Consider the following 16,255-nt stretch of genomic DNA (forward strand, 5'->3'; position numbering starts at 1 on the left):
AAAGAAGCGTATCGTCTTTCGATGCGTGCGGCACGGCAGCACACAGCCGCAGTACAACGAATCAAATCGAGCCACGCAACGAGACACTTTCCGGAGCGAGATATGCAGCTAGGCATGATTGGACTGGGACGCATGGGCGCCGACATGGTGCGGAGACTGACCAAGGGCGGTCAGCACTGTATCGCTTACGACGTGCAGCCGGCAGCGGTGGAGAAACTGAAACAGGACGGCGTGGCAGGTGCGTCGTCACTGGAAGACCTGGTGGCCAAACTCGAGAAGCCGCGCGCGGTGTGGCTGATGGTGCCCGCCGCCGTGGTCGACGCGACGCTCGAAAAACTCGTGCCCCTGCTCGAGCCGGGCGACATCGTGATCGACGGCGGCAACTCGTATTACCACGACGACATTCGCCGCGGCACCGAGTTGGGCGCGCGCAAGCTTCATTATGTGGACGTCGGCACGAGCGGCGGCGTGGCCGGCCGCGAGCGCGGCTATTGCCTGATGATCGGCGGCGAAGCCGAGGTCGTGAAGCGGCTCGAACCGATTTTCTCGACGCTCGCGCCGGGTTCGGCGGCCGCGCCTGCCACGCCAGGCCGTGCGGCCAGTGACAGCACGGCCGACCAGGGCTTCCTGCATTGCGGTCCGCAAGGCGCGGGGCACTTCGTCAAGATGGTTCACAACGGCATCGAATACGGCATGATGGCCGCGTATGCCGAAGGCCTGAACATTCTGCGTCACGCCGACGCCGGCAAGCATGCGCGTGAAGTGGATGCGGAAACCTCGCCGCTGCGCCGTCCCGAGTTGTATCAATACGATCTGAATCTCGCCGACGTCAGCGAAGTCTGGCGGCGCGGCAGTGTGATCGGCTCGTGGCTGCTCGACCTGATCGCGGGCTCGCTCGCCGGCGACGCCGATCTGGCGAACTACGCCGGACGCGTGTCCGATTCCGGCGAGGGACGCTGGACGGTGGCCGCCGCGATCGACGAAGGGGTGCCTACGCCGGTGTTGAGCGCGGCGCTATTCGCGCGCTTCAGCTCGCGCGGCGAGGCCGATTTCGCCAACCGGGTGTTGTCGGCCATGCGGCACGATTTCGGCGGCCACGTCGAGAAAGCCGCCACGCCGCCCGGCGCACAGAAAAGCTGATTCCAGAGGAGCCGCGATGCAAGCGACCAAACCCGATACTCCGCCGCACGACGTCGTCTTTCTGTTCGATTGCGACAACACCTTGCTGGACAACGATCACGTGCTGTCGGATTTGCGCGCGCATATGATGCGCGAGTTCGGCGCGGAGAATAGCGCGCGATACTGGCAAATTTTCGAGGACCTGCGCACGGAGCTGGGTTACGCCGACTACCTGGGCGCGCTGCAACGCTATCGGCTGGAGCATCCGCGCGACACGAAGTTGTTGTTGATGTCGTCGTTCCTGATCGACTATCCGTTTGCCAACCGGTTGTATCCTGGCGCGCTGGACACACTGCGGCATCTTTCGATGCGTGGGCCCACGGTGATCCTCTCCGATGGCGACGTGGTGTTCCAGCCGCGCAAGCTGGCGCGTTCGGGCCTGTGGGACGAGGTGGAGGGCCGTGTGCTGATTTACATCCACAAGGAACTGATGCTCGATCAGGTGATGGAGTGCTATCCCGCACGCCACTACGTGATGGTGGACGACAAACTGCGCATTCTCACGGCCATGAAAAAGGCGTGGGGCGACAAGCTGACCACGGTCTTTCCGCGTCAGGGGCACTATGCGTTCGACCCCAAAGAGATCGCGAACAATCCGCCCGCCGATGTGACGGCCGAGCGGATTGGTGAACTTGCGACTATCGACGTGGATTGGCTGGTGGGTAAAAGCGAACAGGCTTGAGGGGCGGGCGGGGTGGGTTGCCACGCCCGCTCGCCTGAACGCTCGAGTTCAAAAGCCCGACGCAGACACGCGAGCCTTGTGCTTCGTTCAGGCGCCCCCGCCCAGTTCCTTCAGTTTAGCCTGCGCGGCGCCCGCACCCATCCTGCCGGCTGCATCCGCCGCCGTCACGCCGCCGGCGTCGCGCGCCTGCGGGTTCGCGCCATGCGCGATCAACAGATCCATGATCGCCGTGCGGTTGAACATCGCGGCGATCATCAATGCGGTGCGCCCATCGGGCGAGGCGCCTTCCACGTCCGCGCCGTGCGCGAGCAGCGTCTCGATCACCGCATCGAAGCCCTTGAAGGCGGCGCCGGCAATCGGCGTCTGACCGTTGTCGTTGCGCAGGTTCGGATCGGCGCCGCGCTCGAGCAACGTGCGAACCGCCTCCGCGTGACCGTGGTAGCTGGCCAGCATCACCAGACTGTCGCCTTTGTCGTTACGCAGATTCGGCGGCACGCCTTTCTCGATCACCGCGGCCAGCATGGCGGCGTCGCCGGCTCGTGCGAGATCGAAAACCTGCTGCGCCAGTTCGAGCAACTCGGGATCGATCGGCGAGCCCGAGGGCGGGGAAGGGTGGGCGTGGTCCGTCAATGAAATCTCCTTGCAATAAACCCGCGCCACGCGGCGCCGGGAAGATCGTTCAGGATACACATTTTGCGCCGTCGACGCCCAGCCGGCGCCACGCTACAGGCTGCCAAACAGTTTGATCAGCAAGCCGAACAGGCCGACGAACACGGCAACGCCCACGCACAGCAGCACGAGCGAAAAAACCAGAATCAAGGACGCTTTAAAGGGACTGGGAGTCGGCATGGTGAACGTTCAGGTAAGGCGCGAGCAAGGTGGAATGCGCTGAATGCGCGTCCGCCGTCGCGCATTCGGCACCGACAGCTTAAACGTATTCACTTAATATGCACTTACAGTGTGCTGAAGATGCCGTGGTCTCACGCAACCGCAGTGCGATTTACCGCAGTTGCATCAAGCTTTGGATGATTGTGCCGAACCATGCGGCCCGCTGCCTGTCACACCGCTGACGATCGCCCGGAACATCGCCGGCCGCATGTCTCTCGCCGTACCGTTCGCGCAGTACCCGTTCATGATGTCGTCCGCATGACAGAAGGGCCGGCTGACTCACCTTTTTTCGCCGGCCGCATCGTCTGGCCTCCGTGCCGCATCGCTAACCTGCCTGACAGTTCTTTTCGAGGAATGACGCCATGGCTGAAGCAAGCTCCCGCCCGACCCCGCCGCAGATACTGGACGCCGACACGTTGCACAAAATGGATCGCTACTGGCGGGCCTGCAACTATCTCTCCGCCGGCATGATCTATCTGCGCGACAACCCGCTGTTGCGCGAACCGCTCAAACCCGAGCACATCAAGAACCGCCTGCTCGGCCATTGGGGTTCGGACCCGGGGCAGAGTTTCCTGCTCGTCCATCTGAACCGGTTGATCAAGAAACTCGATCTGAACATGATCTACGTGGCCGGTCCCGGTCACGGCGCGCCGGCCACGCTGGCCAATTGCTATCTGGAAGGCCACTACTCCGAGATCTATCCCGACCGCAGCGCGGACGAAGCCGGCATGCGGCGCTTCTTCCGGCAGTTCTCGTTTCCTGGCGGCATCGGTTCGCATTGCACGCCTGAAACGCCGGGCTCGATTCACGAAGGCGGTGAGCTCGGCTACAGCCTCTCGCACGGCTACGGCGCGGCCTTCGACAACCCCGACCTGATCGTCGCCGTGATGATCGGCGACGGCGAGGCGGAAACCGGCCCGCTCGCCACCTCGTGGCACTCGAACAAATTCCTCAACCCGATCCGCGACGGCGCGGTCTTGCCGGTGCTGCATCTGAACGGCTACAAGATCGCCAATCCGACCATCCTCGCGCGGATTCCCCACGAAGAACTGGAAGCCTTGCTGACCGGCTATGGCCACAAGCCCTATTTCGTCGAAGGCGACGACCCCGCGATCATGCATCAGCAGATGGCGGCCACGCTTGAACAGTGCATCGGCGAAATCCGCGCGATCCAGCAGAATGCGCGCGAAAACAAGGACACGTCCCGGCCGCGCTGGCCGATGATCGTGCTGCGTTCGCCCAAGGGCTGGACCGGCCCGAAGGAAGTGGACGGCCACAAGGTGGAGGGCTCATGGCGCGCGCATCAGGTGCCGGTGCTCGATCCGGTCACCAACAGCAAGAGCCTGAAGCTGGTGGAAAGCTGGCTGCGCAGCTACGAGCCGGAGTCGCTGTTCGACAAAGCGGGTCGTCTGGTGGAGGAATTGCGCGAGTTGGCACCCGAAGGCGCGCGCCGTATCAGCGCCAACCCGCATGCGAACGGCGGCCTGCTGTGCAAGACGCTCGACCTGCCGGCGTTTCGCGATTACGCCGTCGCGGTGAAAAAGCCGGGCGCGTCCTACACGTCGCCGACCGATGTGCTCGGCAAGTTTTTGCGCGACGTGATGCGCAACAACATGACCAACTTCCGCGTGTTCGGCCCGGACGAAACCGCGAGCAACAAACTCACCGCGATCTACGAGGCATCGGAGAAAACCTGGCTCGCGCTCACCGAACCGGGCGACGCCGACGGCGGCGAACTCGCGCCCGACGGCCGCGTGATGGAAATGCTCAGCGAGCACACGCTCGAAGGCTGGTTCGAAGGCTACGTGCTGACTGGCCGCCATGGTCTGTTCGCCACGTACGAAGCGTTCGTCCACGTGATCGATTCGATGTTCAACCAGCACGCGAAGTGGCTGGAGAAAGCCAAGCGCGATCTCGGCTGGCGTCAGCCGGTGCCGTCGATCAATCTGCTCATCACTTCGCTCGTGTGGCGTCAGGATCACAACGGCTTCACGCATCAGGACCCCGGCTTTCTCGACGTGGTCACCAACAAGAGCCCGGACGTGGTGCGCATCTATCTGCCGCCCGACGCGAACTGTCTGTTGAGCGTGGCCGATCACTGCCTGCGTTCGCGCGATTACGTGAACGTGATCGTCGCCGACAAGCAGCCGCATTTGCAGTACCTCGATATGGACGCGGCCGTCACGCACTGCACCAAGGGGATCGGCATCTGGGACTGGGCATCGACCGATCAGGGCGTGGAGCCGGACGTGGTGATGGCCTGCGCGGGCGACATTCCGACCATGGAGTCGCTGGCCGCCGTGCAGATCCTGAAGGAGCACTTTCCGGATCTGAAGATCCGCTTTGTCAACGTGGTCGATCTGTTCCGTTTGATGCCCGAGCACGCGCATCCGCATGGCTTGTCGAACCGCGATTTCGATTCGCTCTTCACCGCCACCAAGCCGGTGATCTTCAATTTTCATTCGTATGCGTCGCTGGTGCACAAGCTCACCTACAACCGTACCAATCATGCCAACCTGCATGTGCACGGCTATCACGAGAAAGGCAATATCAACACGCCGCTCGAACTGGCGATCATCAATCAGGTCGACCGCTTTTCGCTTGCGATCGACGTGATCGATCGCGTGCCGAAGCTGCGCGGGGTCGGCGATCACGCGAAGGAATGGCTGCGTGGGCAGATCATCGAGCATCTGGCGTATGCGTACGCGGAAGGAATCGATAAGGAAGAAATCCGCAACTGGACGTGGAAAGGCTGAGCGAGGGCGCCCATGCACACTCAAGACGCGGCTCAGGAGCCCACTATCCTGGTGCTGAACAGCGGTTCGTCGTCGCTCAAGTTCGGCTTGTTCCGGCACTCGGAGGGCGACGAGACCTTGCTGCTGGAAGGCAGCGCCGAAGGTATCGGCCGCAGTGACGGCACGCTGCAGATCAGGACGCCCGATGGACGCGTGCTCGAGCAGCAGGAGCACGTGCTCGAATCGCAGACCGAGGCGCTGCAGAAGCTCGCTGAGGTGCTGGCGCGGCAGCATCATGCACGACCAGCGGCGGTGGGCCATCGGGTGGTGCATGGCGGGCCGCATCTGCGCAAGCATCAGCGCCTGACGCCCGCGGTTCGGCAACGCCTGCAGGACGCCGTGCACTTTGCGCCGTTGCATATTCCACCTGCGCTCGCCCTGATCGACGAGGCCGCGAAGATCTTCCACGAGGCGCCGCACTTCGCCTGCTTCGACACGGCCTTTCACGCGACCTTACCGCCGCGTGCCGCACAACTGCCGTTGCCGCGCCGTTATCTGCGATCCGGCGTGATCCGCTATGGGTTTCACGGTCTGTCGTACGAGTCGCTAGTCAGGCGGCTCGGCGCGGATTTGCCGCCGCGCGCGGTGTTTGCGCATCTCGGCAACGGGTCGAGTGTGTGCGCGTTGCGCGACGGCAAATCGGTCGATACCTCGATGGGTCTCACGCCCACCGGCGGTGTGCCGATGGGCACGCGCAGTGGCGATCTCGACCCGGGCGTGCTGCTCTATCTGATGCGGGTGGAAAAGCTCGATGCCGGCGCGCTGGAGACGATGCTCAATCGTCATAGCGGCCTTGCCGGTTACTCGGACGGCGAGAGCGACATGCAGGCGCTCGAAAAGCGCGCTGCGGCGGGCGATGCGAATGCGTCGCTGGCGCTGGACGCGTTCGCCACTGCGGTGCGCAAGACGGTCGGCGGCTACGCGGCCTTACTGGGCGGAATCGATCTGCTGGTGTTCACCGGCGGCATCGGCGAACACAGCGAGGAGATGCGCAAGCGCGTGTGCGAGGGCCTCGCGTTCATGGGGCTCGTGGAAGGCGATCCGGCGGGCAAGGTGAAGGCGATTCACACCGAGGAGGAAAAGCAGATTGCGCGGCATTGCCGGGCGCTGCTGAAGGAGGCCGCGGGCTAGGGACGTTTGTTGCTGCGCTGTTGTGCAACCCGCTTGATCGTCGTGTGGTCGCGCACGCCGGTCACACCGAACAGCCGCGTGATGTCTTCCAGCGCGGCGGTTCTCTGCCGATCCTCCGCCAGTTCGCCCAGCAGTGTAATGCGTCCGTGCGCGACTTCAACCGTCAGGGTGTGGGCGGGCACGGCGTCATCCCAGGCGAGTCGGCGGGTGGCTTCGGCGGCGATGTGCGCATCGCTCAGGCGCGGGCTTGCGGTCTTGCGTGGGGCGGTTTTCATCGAGCGGGTACGTGACATGGGTTCTTCACGGAAAGAAGGCGGATGAGAGAACAGTAGTCGGGTCAGCCGATCACGTCCAGCCTTAAGACTCGCCGACCGCTTTCGCGAGCCCGATTCGAAGACCCGTCAGGTTGAACTCGGCTATATTGGGCAGCACTGCCCCCGCTCAACCCAACGTGGAGAATGCCGTGCCCGCCCTCACAACGCTCATCGCCTTCGGTCTGGTCTCGCTCGGCATGGTGCTCACGCCCGGTCCGAACATGATCTATCTGATCTCGCGCTCGCTATGCCAGGGCCGGCGCGCGGGTCTGGTCTCGCTCGGCGGCGTGGCGCTCGGCTATGTGTTCTATATGTTCTGCGCCGCGTTCGGCATCACTGCGCTATTGCTGACGGTGCCGTATGCGTACGACGCGCTGCGTTTCGGTGGCGCACTCTATCTGCTGTACCTGGCATGGCAAGCAGTCAAACCCGGTGGACGTTCGCCGTTCCAGGTGCGCGATCTGCCGCACGACAGCCGTCGTAAATTGTTCACCATGGGGCTCGTCACCAATCTCGCGAATCCAAAGATCGCGGTGATGTATTTGTCGCTGTTGCCGCAATTCATTTCGCCGGGACATGGCAGTGTGCTGTCGCAATCGATCGCCTTGGGTTGCGTGCAGATCGTCATCAGCGTCACGGTCAATGCCTTGATTGCCAGCATGGCGGGCTCGATCGCCGTGTTTCTCGCAGGACGGCCGGTGTGGCTGCTGGCGCAGCGCTGGCTCATGGGTACGGTGCTGGCCGGACTGGCGGTGCGCATCGCACTCGATCCCCGCCGCTGATCGTGACACCGGAGTTCGCGCATGACTGAGTTTCCCATCGACAATCCGTTTCTCGAATCGCTCGGCGTACGCCTGACGCAATGGCGCGATGGCTACGCCGAACTATTCATGCCGATCGACGCCAGCAAGCTCAATCGGCAAGGCGTTCTGCAAGGCGGCGCGATCGCCACCCTGCTCGACGCGGCAGCGGGCTATGCCGGGCTGTTCGCGCCAGCGGGGCAGGCCGCGCGGCATGCGTTCACGTTGTCGTTGACCACCAATTATCTCGACAAGGGCCTCGGCGAATCAGTGACGGCGAAAGGTTTTCTGGAGCGCCAGGGTCGTTCGATTTTCTTTTCGCGTGGTGAGGCCTGGGTGGACGGCACACTGCTGATCGCGAGCGCGCAGGGCACGTTCAAGTATTCGAAACCGGCTTGAGGTTTTGGTGGCCGCTTTCGGCAAGCTCGCTGCGCTCGTTGTCTCGCCGGTAACCGCAATCCGCTACTGGCCCGATAACGCTTTGTACATGATGGTGGTCGCGTCGAAGCGATCCTGCTCATGGTCGCGCGTGCCGCGTGCATAGCCCGGGATCACGCCGGCGGTCTGGTAACCCAAGGCGGTGTAAAGCGGCTCGGCTTTGTCGCCGGTGCGGGTGTCGAGCGTGAGCAGGCTGCGTTGCAAGCGGTGTGCGTGGGCTTCGAGCGCCATCATCAACATGCGGGCGACGCCTTGGCGGCGAAACGCGGGGTGCACCAGCAGCTTGCGCACTTCGGCGCGATGCCGCTGATTCGGCATGGTGTCGTAATCCAGTTGCACGGTGCCGGCGATCGCGTTGCCCTGGCGCGCCACGAACAGCATCAATCCGCCCGCTCGCAGCGAGGTGAGGACTTTGTCGCGCCAGAACGCCTCGCTTTCCTCCACGCCATACGGCGTGACAAAACCCACGCTCGCACCGTCGTCTACGCAGGCGCGCAGCAACGCGCCGAGCTCCGGCAAGTGGCGTGTGAGGTCGTCCGCAGAGACGCTGCTGATGGTCGTTTCATTCATGCTGGCTCACACGATAAACAGGATGTATCGGGCCGCGCTGTGCGCGGGTGTCGCGAAGGCGCTGGGGCCGAATAGTTGATAGCGCAGGCAGTCGCCGGCTTGCAGCGCGTGCTGCTGACCATCGACGGTGATCTGCAGTTCGCCTTCGAGCAGAATCAGATGGTGTTCGAGTCCGGGGCGAGGCGAAGCGTCGTAGGTGATGTGAGCGCCGGCGCCGAGTTCGCACTCCAGCGCTTCGCCGCTCAGCGCTTGCGCGGGCGGCGACACCGAGCGTCGCCGGAAACCAGCACTCGCGTCGGTCCACAACGGCTGGTCGGCGCGCGGGACGAGCGGCGCGAAGTCCTCCTCGACCATGTGCATGAGACGCGACATCGGCAATCCGTAAGCCACGCAGAGCTTGCCCAGCACGCTCGCGGTCGGACTGACGGCGGCGTTTTCCAGACGCGACAAGGTGGCGCGGCTGACGTTGCTGCGGGTCGCGAGATCGTCGAGCGACCAATTTCGCTCGGCACGCAGGGCGCGCAGGCGCTGGGCGATGCGGCGGTCGATGAGGTTGTCGGTGGAGGGAGAGTTTTCCATATCCGGAAAATTATCTCGAATATGGAAATCGGTCAAGCCGCCAAAAATCCGGCGCCGAGGCTACTCGTGGCGCGTCATGCGCAGCATCGACGTGTCGTAGCCCAGCGCGCGAACCCGTTCTATCAGTTCTGCTTTTTCCGCTGAAGGCGGCGCGGCCTCGCGCGTCAGAATCCACAGATAGCGGCCACCCGGTTCGCCGACGATCGACCAGCGATAGTCGTCCGCGTGATCCAGAACCCAGTAGTCGCCGAAGAAAAACGGCCCGAAAAACGACACCTTCAATTTGGCGTTGTCCGAACCCGCAACCACTTTCGCGCGGCCTTTGGCGACGTCCAGTGGGCCGCTCACGCCGCCCTTATGGCAACTGTTCGTCACGTCGATCAGGCCGTCGTCGCGCGCGGCGTAGTCCGCGGTGACGGCTTCGCAATCGCGTTCGAAGCCGTTTTCATAGCGTGCCAGTTCGTACCAGCGGCCCACGTAGCGGGCCAGGTCCACCGGCTTGGCGGGCTGCGGCACGTGGGCGTTGCCGCGTTTGCCGGCGGGATTGAGCGCGCAGGCGCCGAGCAGGCATACCGCACCGAGCGCGAGCGAGATGGCGCTCACACGCAATACGGGCTGAGGACGAACGGCCATGAGGTGACTCCGGAGCAGGGGACGTTTTGAGTCAGCACGTGATGTGCCAGAGGTCACGCGATGTCACATGGCTCGCGCGAAACACCGGGTCAGTCCGGAGATTCACGCACCCTGCGGGTCCGCGCGCGTTTATCATAGTGCCCAATCACCAGACAGCGAATTCCATATCGCCGCCTTGCTGTGCAGCGTTCACGCACATCATCCACGAGACACGGCGACTCATGCCGCAACAGGCTTTATGAACACCACACCCGACGCTCTTTCCCGCCCCTCGATCCGCGCCTTGACCTTACTCGAAGGGCGCGTACTTAGTGTGCTCGTCGAAAAACAGCACACCGTGCCGGACAGTTATCCGCTCTCGCTGAATGCGCTCACCCTGGGCTGCAACCAGAAGACCGGCCGCGCACCGGTGATGAACGCAACCGAAGCCGAAGTGTTGACCGCCGTCGACGGCCTGAAGCGTCTGAGCCTCGTGATGGAAGGCAGCAGTAGCCGCGTGCCGCGTTTCGAGCAGAACATGAACCGCGTGCTGGGCTTGCCGAGTCAGTCGGGGGCGTTGTTGACTACCTTGCTGCTGCGCGGTCCGCAAACCGCTGCGGAGTTGCGTCTGAATAGCGCGCGTCTGCATGGCTTCGCCGATATCTCGTCGGTCGAAGCCTTTCTCGACGAACTGGCGGTCAACGACCCGCCACGCGTGGTCAAGCTGGCACGCACGCCAGGCGAGCGCGAGAACCGCTGGATGCATCTGCTGTGCGGTGAAGTGAGCGCCAGTGAGCTTGCCCAGCCCGGCGCGGCGGAGGACGAGAGCGTGCCGCTGTCCGCGTTCGAGGCGGTGAAGGCGGAGCAGAAACGCCTCGCGGACGAAGTGAGCCGCCTGCAAACGGTGGTGCGCCGCATGGCCGCCGAGTTGGGCATCGACGCCGGCGATCTCACCGGCGGCGAGTGACTGTCCAGGCCAACGCCTAGAACCTGTAATTCACCGAGGCAAGCGTGTTCAGTTCGAAGCGCTTCTGGGTGATCGGGCTGTTGGCCGCATTGTGCTCGAGACGGCCGAACGTGGCCGAGATCGAGCCATTCCAGTGCCGCGAAAAATCGTAGGTTACCTGCGCGTTCATGTGGATATCGCGCACGCCCGCGCTGGTGTTGTACGTGGGTAGTCCCGACGCCGCGCTCTGCTGATCCGAGACGCCGAAGAAAGTCCGCGTGTAGGTGCCGTTCGCCCAGGTGAAGCCAGGCCCCACCGAAAACAGCCAGCCGCCGACCGGCGCCGACGCGACGAGGTCGGTGGTAACCGTCGTGCCTTGATGGTGACCGGCGATATCCTGGTACAGCGCCACCGCGCCGGTGAACGCCCAGATGGTGTAGTCGGCAAACAGCTTGAGCTTGGGGCCGCCGTTCACATCGCCGAGGCCGCGCAGACGCGGATCGTCCGATTCCTTGCGCGACTGGAAATCGAAACTCAGGGCCGCGCCCAGGTGATAAGCGGGTCCACGCAGCACGTTCACACCCAGCACGTCCGGACCTTGCGAGAAGAACCGGTCGTCATAGGAGATGTCGAGCGCGGGGAACGGAATGTAGCTGAGTTGCCGTGAGCCCGGGTACCTGGGCGTGATCACGAGGCCGGGGCCGACACCGATTTTCCATTTGCTGTCGGTGGCGGCGGTAGCGCCCGTGTCGGTGCTCATGTCGGTGCTCGTGCCGGTGTCGGCATCGTTCGCGTGGGCGGATTGCGCCGCGGTGCCCGACGCCAGCGCGGCGCCGAGCAGCAGCGCCACCCGCGCCGGTTTGTTCGCCCGCCGCCATACCGCGGCCAGCGCCGTCATGCGCGCTCCTTGCCGAGTGCGGCAAGCTGCCTCAAGCGCCGCGCCAGCGCCTTCGATACCACGGGTTGCCGCGCGCCGTCATCGCCGCTGTGCGCGGCCTCGCTCTCGCGCAGAAACAGCGCGGTTTCGCGCGCGACGATTTCGCGCTCGTTGTCCGACGTAATCATGTGATACGAATCATCCAGCCAGATTGTGCGTAAAAAAGCCGTGCCGATCGCGCCCGCGACGAAGCGTGCGTTGCGCGGACTCGACGTTTCGTCGTCGATGGCATGGACGATCAGGCAATCCGTCTTGATGTCGCGCACCAGCGTGCGCACGTGCGCCGCCAGCCGGCTCGCCTGATGCAATGCCGGCAACGAGATCGTGGACGGCCCGACTTCACTGAAGTCGCTGCGCTGCATCGCGCGGGCGATCTTCGCCCGCAGCGCTTCGTTGCGCAGCCCGAACGGCGCCGCTTCACGGTAGCGCCAGCGGTGGCGCATCGGCGTGTAGTAGGCAGCGTTCAGCAGGAAACGATACCAGGGGATGGCCCAGCCATCGTAAGAAAGTGTCAAGGACAGCAGCACCAGCGACTGCGCCTGCGGCCGCTTATGCGCGAGGGCCAGCGCGAGTGCCGCGCCGATCGACAGACCGCAGATCGAGACGCGCGCAAACCGCGCGGCGAGGGCGTCGTACTCGCGCGCGGCGGCGTCGAGCCACAGTTCCATGGCAGCTTCTTTCGAGCCGGCGCTATAACCGGGTAGCAACGGCGCGCAGGTGGTGAAGCCTTCGGCGTTCAGAAAGCGCGCGAGATAGCGCAATTCGAGCGGCGAGCTGGACAGGCCGTGCAGCATCAGCACGGCGTGGTTGTCGCCGGGGAAGAACAGACGGGTCGGTTCACTCACGGCTCAGGCTCCGATCCGCAAGACGAGGAAGTCGCCGGCATGCGTCGTGAAGCGCTCGCACACGCACTCGGTCAGCCTCGACAGGCCGTCGCCGCTTCTCAGGCGCACACGGTGGCTGCCCGGCAACAGCGCCTTGCTGAGCCGCTGGACGTCCTCGGGATCGACATCGGCAAAGCGCGGGCCGGGCGCGATTTCGTTGGGCAGGCGCGGCAGGGTGCCGGCCGGCTTGACGTCGTCGAGGGGCCGCAAGGCGTTGCGCTCGAGCGCCTGAATGAACACGAAGGTGCGGTGATGATGCGAAAGATGCCGCAGCAGGCGGTGCGTTTCGTCGACTGCCCGGCGCGCCAGCATGCGCTCGTTGTCGTGCCGCAGCAGCATTTCATAACGCGATTGCGCGACCGAGGCGATCAGCTCCGCGCGACACTGCGAGCGCCGCAAACGTTCGATCAGGACGATCACCAGCAGCGTCACCAGCGGATACGAAAACAGCAGCACCACGTCCGCCTGATTGAACACGGTAATGGTGGCGTAAGGCGGGACGAACAGATAATCGGCGATGCCCAGGCCAAGGAGCATCACGGCCAATGCGGGCGCGAGTCCGAGAAAATATTCGACCAGCGAGGCCGCAATGCAAAACGCCGTGCCCGGCAGGAACGGGCCGATAAGAGGGTGCAGCAACATACGCACACCGCTTGCAACCGCCAATGCGGCAGCAGCGGCAAGCCAGGTGCGGGCTCCGCGAGGTGCCCAGCGTCGGGCATTCTGAACATCCATAATATTTTTTCTAGGGAGCCGTTACGCTGCCCGATTGAGTGTGTCTGCGCTTTTCGCGCAGGCCGGACAATAGCATAAGAAAAGGGATGGTAAGCGGGGCTGAACGGAAATGCCGCAGGCGTGTGCGAGCCTCGAGTATTTCGAGTGCCTGACGAAAAAATGACGAGCTAATGGGCAGGTTTCCGGGCATCGCGCATGATGCCCGGCGCGACCTTAAGCCATGCTTAAGCGGACTGGCGAGCGAGGCGTTGCTGGGTACGGTAGAAGATGCGCGGCGGCACGTTGGGCGAGTCTTCGGCGAGGCGGTCGAGCTCGTCGCGGATTGCGCTGAGATAGTGGCCGTCGCGGGCGTCGGCATCGCCCGCGAAGATCGCTTCGAGACGGCGGCGCACCGCGCCGTAACGTGCGCCGGCCGAGCGGTGTTTTTCGGCGCGTTCCGCATAGCGCAGGAAGGTCTGCAGCGCGGCGGAAACTGCCGCCGCGACGCTCACGAGGCCGACGAAAATCCGCAATGCCGCCGAGACCGCCTGCTCGTTCAACGACGCGAACACCGCCGTGCCGACGAACGCGGTCAGCGCGGTGACGAGCCAGCCGAGCTGGCGATCGCGCGCCGAGAGCAGGTCGGCCATGTCGTAATGGCTCATCTGCGATTCACGAGCGCGCCGGATCCATTTCAGCAACAGTTCGTTTTCGTCGACGGGGGGCTCGTAGGCTGGCAGATTCTTCATGTTGCTCGTCAAGGCAGGGCCGTTCGGTTTCGCGAGCGTGATGCCCGCGCCTGACGATACTGTGCCACATGAAGCGAGCGAACCCATGAAACGATGGCTGCGCCGGTGCGGCCTGGCTTGCCACGCTGAAGCGTTCGTCGTGCGCGCGGCCGCTGAGAGAGAAGTCACCGGTCGCGGCCGCGCAACCGCTTATTTCATTGCCACCACCGCGCGCCTGCGCGCCAGCAGTCTCACGCCGATCAGGCACACGGCCATCACGGTCAGCGAGAGAACCGTCGTCATCGTACCCAGCGCGTAAATCACCGGCGTGGTCACCGAGGTCGTGAGCCCTTGCAGTTCCAGCGGCAACGTATTCTGATCGCCGATCGCCTGGGATGTGCGGGCAATCTCGTCCCATGACAGCGTGAAGCCGAACATGGCGACGCCCACTACCGAGGGGCCGATGATCGGCAGCACGACATGGCGAAAACTCTGCCACGGTGTTGCACCGAGATCACGCGACGCTTCCTCATAAGCCGGGTTGAAGCGATTGAACACCGCGAACATCACCAGCAAACCGAACGGCAAGGTCCATGTCAGATGCGCGCCGAGCGCGGACGTGAAGAGCCCCATCGAGGTCGTGTAACTGTCAGTAAACGACTGATAACCCCAGCTCGTGGCAAGGTACTTCACGCCGTTGTCCAGCAGGCGGAACGTCAAACCGATACCGAGCGAAACGATGATCGACGGCATGATCAAACTCGCGACGGACACGTAGAACACCGCCGTATCGCCGCGAAAGCGCCGGCGAAACGCAAGACCTGCCGCCACCGAAAACAGCACGGTGAGCACCGTCACCGCCAGCGCGAGTCGCACCGAGCGGCCGAACGCGCCCCAGATGTCGACGTCGCCCACGCCGTCGCGCAACACCGCGAACCAGTGCAGCGACACGCCGCGCATCGGAAACGTAAGGCCGCCCTCGGGGCCTTGAAACGAAAGAATGAAAATCGTGATCACCGGGCCGTACAGGAACAGCACGAACAGGCCGAACAGCAGCGCGAGCCAGTAAAAGCTCGCCGGGCGCCGTTCGCGATGAGGGTGACGGATAGCCTGCATGCTCACAGCTCCTTGCGAATGTCGACGACGCGCGTCAGGCCCCACACGATCATCAGCACGACCGCCAGCAGAATGATCGCGTTGGCCGCCGCCGCGGGAAATTGCAGGTAGCCGGTCTGCACCTGAATGATCTTGCCGACCGAGGCGATCTGCTGGCCGCCCATCACGCCGACCGTCAGGAAGTCGCCCATCACGATGGTGATCACGAAGATCGAACCGATCACGATGCCGGTCTTCGAGAGCGGCAGCACGACGTCGCGCACCACCTGCCAGCCGCTTGCGCCGGCGTCGCGCGCGGCTTCGAGCAGCGACCGGTCGATGCGCATCATCGCGTTGAAGATCGGCACGATCATGAAGAACGTATAGAGGTGCACGAAGGCGAGCACCACCGAAAAGTTCGAGTACAGGAGCCATTCGAGCGGCTGGTCGATCAGATGCGCACCGATCAGCGCCTGATTCGCGAGGCCGTTGCGGCCGAGCAGCGGCATCCACGAAATCATGCGGATCACGTTCGAGGTCCAGAACGGAATCGTACAGAGCAGGAACAGCACGGTCTGCATGCTGGTGGTGCGCACGTGAAAGGCGAGGAAATACGCGAGCGAAAAACCCAGCAGCAGCGTCACGGCCCACACGATCGCGCAGAACCTGAGCGTCGACCAATAGGTCTTGAAGGTCACGCAGACATCCGTCATCGACGAACAGCCGTCGAAGATCGCCGCGTAGTTCTTCAAGGTGAAGGCCGGGATGATCTGGTATTCGTTGAAGTCCCAGAAACTGACGATCAGCGTGATGACCAGCGGCACGATAAAGAACAGCAGGAAGGTCAACGAAAGCGGCGTCGCCTGCAGCCACGCCGGTGCGCGGCGGTGGCGGACAGGCTCGTCCTGGGCATGCGAGGGAAGGTCGATCGTTGCCATAAGCGAATGTCTTGGGATGGACCGC

19 protein-coding genes are annotated in these 16,255 nt (G+C 63.7%); 7 read left to right on the forward strand and 12 right to left on the reverse strand.

Annotated elements, in window-relative coordinates:
* Positions 1-21 precede the first annotated feature (21 nt).
* On the forward strand, positions 22-1,140 hold the full coding sequence (gene gnd, locus FQ705_RS14585) for a phosphogluconate dehydrogenase (NAD(+)-dependent, decarboxylating) (protein WP_144142076.1): 1,119 nt from the start codon (positions 22-24) through the stop codon (positions 1,138-1,140).
* Between the two features lie 16 nt (positions 1,141-1,156).
* Positions 1,157-1,861, forward strand: coding sequence for an HAD family hydrolase (locus FQ705_RS14590; protein ID WP_144142078.1), 705 nt, complete (start codon positions 1,157-1,159; stop codon positions 1,859-1,861).
* 87 nt (positions 1,862-1,948) lie between these two features.
* Here FQ705_RS14590 and FQ705_RS14595 read toward each other — a convergent pair whose 3' ends face one another.
* The gene (locus FQ705_RS14595) at positions 1,949-2,491 is read right to left on the reverse strand and encodes an ankyrin repeat domain-containing protein (protein WP_144142080.1); all 543 of its coding nucleotides are present in this window, start codon (positions 2,489-2,491) and stop codon (positions 1,949-1,951) included.
* A gap of 93 nt (positions 2,492-2,584) precedes the next feature.
* On the reverse strand, positions 2,585-2,710 hold the full coding sequence (locus FQ705_RS34535; protein WP_260854496.1) for a hypothetical protein: 126 nt from the start codon (positions 2,708-2,710) through the stop codon (positions 2,585-2,587).
* A 401-nt stretch (positions 2,711-3,111) separates the two neighbouring features.
* On the opposite strand from FQ705_RS34535, the gene FQ705_RS14600 reads away from it, so the two are divergent.
* On the forward strand, positions 3,112-5,505 hold the full coding sequence (locus FQ705_RS14600; protein WP_144142082.1) for a phosphoketolase: 2,394 nt from the start codon (positions 3,112-3,114) through the stop codon (positions 5,503-5,505).
* Between the two features lie 12 nt (positions 5,506-5,517).
* Positions 5,518-6,675 (forward strand): acetate/propionate family kinase, encoded by a 1,158-nt coding sequence (locus FQ705_RS14605; protein WP_144142083.1) that lies wholly within the window; start codon positions 5,518-5,520, stop codon positions 6,673-6,675.
* Here the strand turns inward: FQ705_RS14605 and FQ705_RS14610 are convergent.
* Positions 6,672-6,950 carry a BON domain-containing protein gene (locus tag FQ705_RS14610; protein WP_144142085.1) on the reverse strand — a complete coding sequence of 93 codons (279 nt, stop codon included), beginning with the start codon at positions 6,948-6,950 and terminating at the stop codon, positions 6,672-6,674. The genes FQ705_RS14605 and FQ705_RS14610 overlap by 4 nt on opposite strands.
* A gap of 188 nt (positions 6,951-7,138) precedes the next feature.
* On the opposite strand from FQ705_RS14610, the gene FQ705_RS14615 reads away from it, so the two are divergent.
* Together FQ705_RS14615 and FQ705_RS14620 are read left to right on the forward strand one after the other, a co-directional pair.
* On the forward strand, positions 7,139-7,771 hold the full coding sequence (locus FQ705_RS14615) for a LysE family translocator (RefSeq protein WP_144142087.1): 633 nt from the start codon (positions 7,139-7,141) through the stop codon (positions 7,769-7,771).
* Between the two features lie 21 nt (positions 7,772-7,792).
* Positions 7,793-8,188 (forward strand): PaaI family thioesterase, encoded by a 396-nt coding sequence (locus FQ705_RS14620; RefSeq protein ID WP_144142089.1) that lies wholly within the window; start codon positions 7,793-7,795, stop codon positions 8,186-8,188.
* A 63-nt stretch (positions 8,189-8,251) separates the two neighbouring features.
* Here the strand turns inward: FQ705_RS14620 and FQ705_RS14625 are convergent, their stop codons facing one another.
* From FQ705_RS14625 to FQ705_RS14635, 3 genes are read right to left on the reverse strand one after another with little or no spacing between them, the layout of a single operon-like run.
* Positions 8,252-8,797 (reverse strand): GNAT family N-acetyltransferase, encoded by a 546-nt coding sequence (locus tag FQ705_RS14625; RefSeq protein WP_144142091.1) that lies wholly within the window; start codon positions 8,795-8,797, stop codon positions 8,252-8,254.
* Between the two features lie 6 nt (positions 8,798-8,803).
* Positions 8,804-9,376, reverse strand: a complete 573-nt coding sequence (locus tag FQ705_RS14630; protein WP_144142093.1) for a helix-turn-helix domain-containing protein — start codon at positions 9,374-9,376, stop codon at positions 8,804-8,806.
* A gap of 60 nt (positions 9,377-9,436) precedes the next feature.
* Positions 9,437-10,009: a lipocalin family protein gene (locus FQ705_RS14635; protein ID WP_144142095.1), complete on the reverse strand. Its 573-nt coding sequence runs from the start codon at positions 10,007-10,009 to the stop codon at positions 9,437-9,439.
* 238 nt (positions 10,010-10,247) lie between these two features.
* Here FQ705_RS14635 and FQ705_RS14640 point away from each other — a divergent pair, with 238 nt between their 5' ends.
* Complete coding sequence (locus FQ705_RS14640; RefSeq protein WP_144142097.1) at positions 10,248-10,955, forward strand: YceH family protein; 708 nt, start codon at positions 10,248-10,250, stop codon at positions 10,953-10,955.
* Positions 10,956-10,971: 16 nt separating this feature from the next.
* Here the strand turns inward: FQ705_RS14640 and FQ705_RS14645 are convergent, their stop codons facing one another.
* From FQ705_RS14645 to FQ705_RS14670, 6 genes are all read right to left on the reverse strand, one after another.
* Positions 10,972-11,832 (reverse strand): MipA/OmpV family protein, encoded by an 861-nt coding sequence (locus FQ705_RS14645; protein ID WP_144142099.1) that lies wholly within the window; start codon positions 11,830-11,832, stop codon positions 10,972-10,974.
* The gene (locus tag FQ705_RS14650) at positions 11,829-12,665 is read right to left on the reverse strand and encodes an alpha/beta hydrolase (RefSeq protein WP_144142427.1); all 837 of its coding nucleotides are present in this window, start codon (positions 12,663-12,665) and stop codon (positions 11,829-11,831) included. The genes FQ705_RS14645 and FQ705_RS14650 overlap by 4 nt, the downstream gene beginning before the upstream one ends.
* 54 nt (positions 12,666-12,719) lie before the next feature.
* Positions 12,720-13,490 carry a DUF4118 domain-containing protein gene (locus FQ705_RS14655; protein ID WP_144142101.1) on the reverse strand — a complete coding sequence of 257 codons (771 nt, stop codon included), beginning with the start codon at positions 13,488-13,490 and terminating at the stop codon, positions 12,720-12,722.
* A gap of 224 nt (positions 13,491-13,714) precedes the next feature.
* A complete protein-coding gene (locus FQ705_RS14660; RefSeq protein WP_144142103.1) occupies positions 13,715-14,218 on the reverse strand; it encodes an SLATT domain-containing protein in 504 nt (167 codons plus the stop codon).
* 189 nt (positions 14,219-14,407) lie between these two features.
* A complete protein-coding gene (locus tag FQ705_RS14665) occupies positions 14,408-15,313 on the reverse strand; it encodes an ABC transporter permease (protein WP_144142105.1) in 906 nt (301 codons plus the stop codon).
* Between the two features lie 2 nt (positions 15,314-15,315).
* On the reverse strand, positions 15,316-16,230 hold the full coding sequence (locus FQ705_RS14670) for an ABC transporter permease (RefSeq protein ID WP_144142107.1): 915 nt from the start codon (positions 16,228-16,230) through the stop codon (positions 15,316-15,318).
* Positions 16,231-16,255 lie beyond the last annotated feature (25 nt).

Origin of the sequence: Paraburkholderia sp. BCC1884 (assembly GCF_900996225.1) — a bacterium.
Lineage (GTDB): Bacteria > Pseudomonadota > Gammaproteobacteria > Burkholderiales > Burkholderiaceae > Paraburkholderia.

Bases quoted from the DNA above. Each gene is read 5' to 3' on its own strand.
- FQ705_RS14645 (WP_144142099.1), bottom strand. From the start codon at position 11,832: ATGACGGCGCTGGCCGCGGTATGGCGGCGGGCGAACAAACCGGCGCGG.
- FQ705_RS14605 (WP_144142083.1), top strand. From the start codon at position 5,518: ATGCACACTCAAGACGCGGCTCAGGAGCCCACTATCCTGGTGCTGAAC.
- FQ705_RS14635 (WP_144142095.1), bottom strand. From the start codon at position 10,009: ATGGCCGTTCGTCCTCAGCCCGTATTGCGTGTGAGCGCCATCTCGCTC.
- FQ705_RS34535 (WP_260854496.1), bottom strand. From the start codon at position 2,710: ATGCCGACTCCCAGTCCCTTTAAAGCGTCCTTGATTCTGGTTTTTTCG.
- FQ705_RS14610 (WP_144142085.1), bottom strand. From the start codon at position 6,950: ATGAAAACCGCCCCACGCAAGACCGCAAGCCCGCGCCTGAGCGATGCG.
- FQ705_RS14620 (WP_144142089.1), top strand. From the start codon at position 7,793: ATGACTGAGTTTCCCATCGACAATCCGTTTCTCGAATCGCTCGGCGTA.
- FQ705_RS14630 (WP_144142093.1), bottom strand. From the start codon at position 9,376: ATGGAAAACTCTCCCTCCACCGACAACCTCATCGACCGCCGCATCGCC.
- FQ705_RS14650 (WP_144142427.1), bottom strand. From the start codon at position 12,665: ATGCTGCACGGCCTGTCCAGCTCGCCGCTCGAATTGCGCTATCTCGCG.
- FQ705_RS14590 (WP_144142078.1), top strand. From the start codon at position 1,157: ATGCAAGCGACCAAACCCGATACTCCGCCGCACGACGTCGTCTTTCTG.
- FQ705_RS14670 (WP_144142107.1), bottom strand. From the start codon at position 16,230: ATGGCAACGATCGACCTTCCCTCGCATGCCCAGGACGAGCCTGTCCGC.
- FQ705_RS14655 (WP_144142101.1), bottom strand. From the start codon at position 13,490: ATGGATGTTCAGAATGCCCGACGCTGGGCACCTCGCGGAGCCCGCACC.
- FQ705_RS14600 (WP_144142082.1), top strand. From the start codon at position 3,112: ATGGCTGAAGCAAGCTCCCGCCCGACCCCGCCGCAGATACTGGACGCC.
- FQ705_RS14660 (WP_144142103.1), bottom strand. From the start codon at position 14,218: ATGAAGAATCTGCCAGCCTACGAGCCCCCCGTCGACGAAAACGAACTG.
- gnd (WP_144142076.1), top strand. From the start codon at position 22: ATGCGTGCGGCACGGCAGCACACAGCCGCAGTACAACGAATCAAATCG.
- FQ705_RS14625 (WP_144142091.1), bottom strand. From the start codon at position 8,797: ATGAATGAAACGACCATCAGCAGCGTCTCTGCGGACGACCTCACACGC.
- FQ705_RS14665 (WP_144142105.1), bottom strand. From the start codon at position 15,313: ATGCAGGCTATCCGTCACCCTCATCGCGAACGGCGCCCGGCGAGCTTT.
- FQ705_RS14640 (WP_144142097.1), top strand. From the start codon at position 10,248: ATGAACACCACACCCGACGCTCTTTCCCGCCCCTCGATCCGCGCCTTG.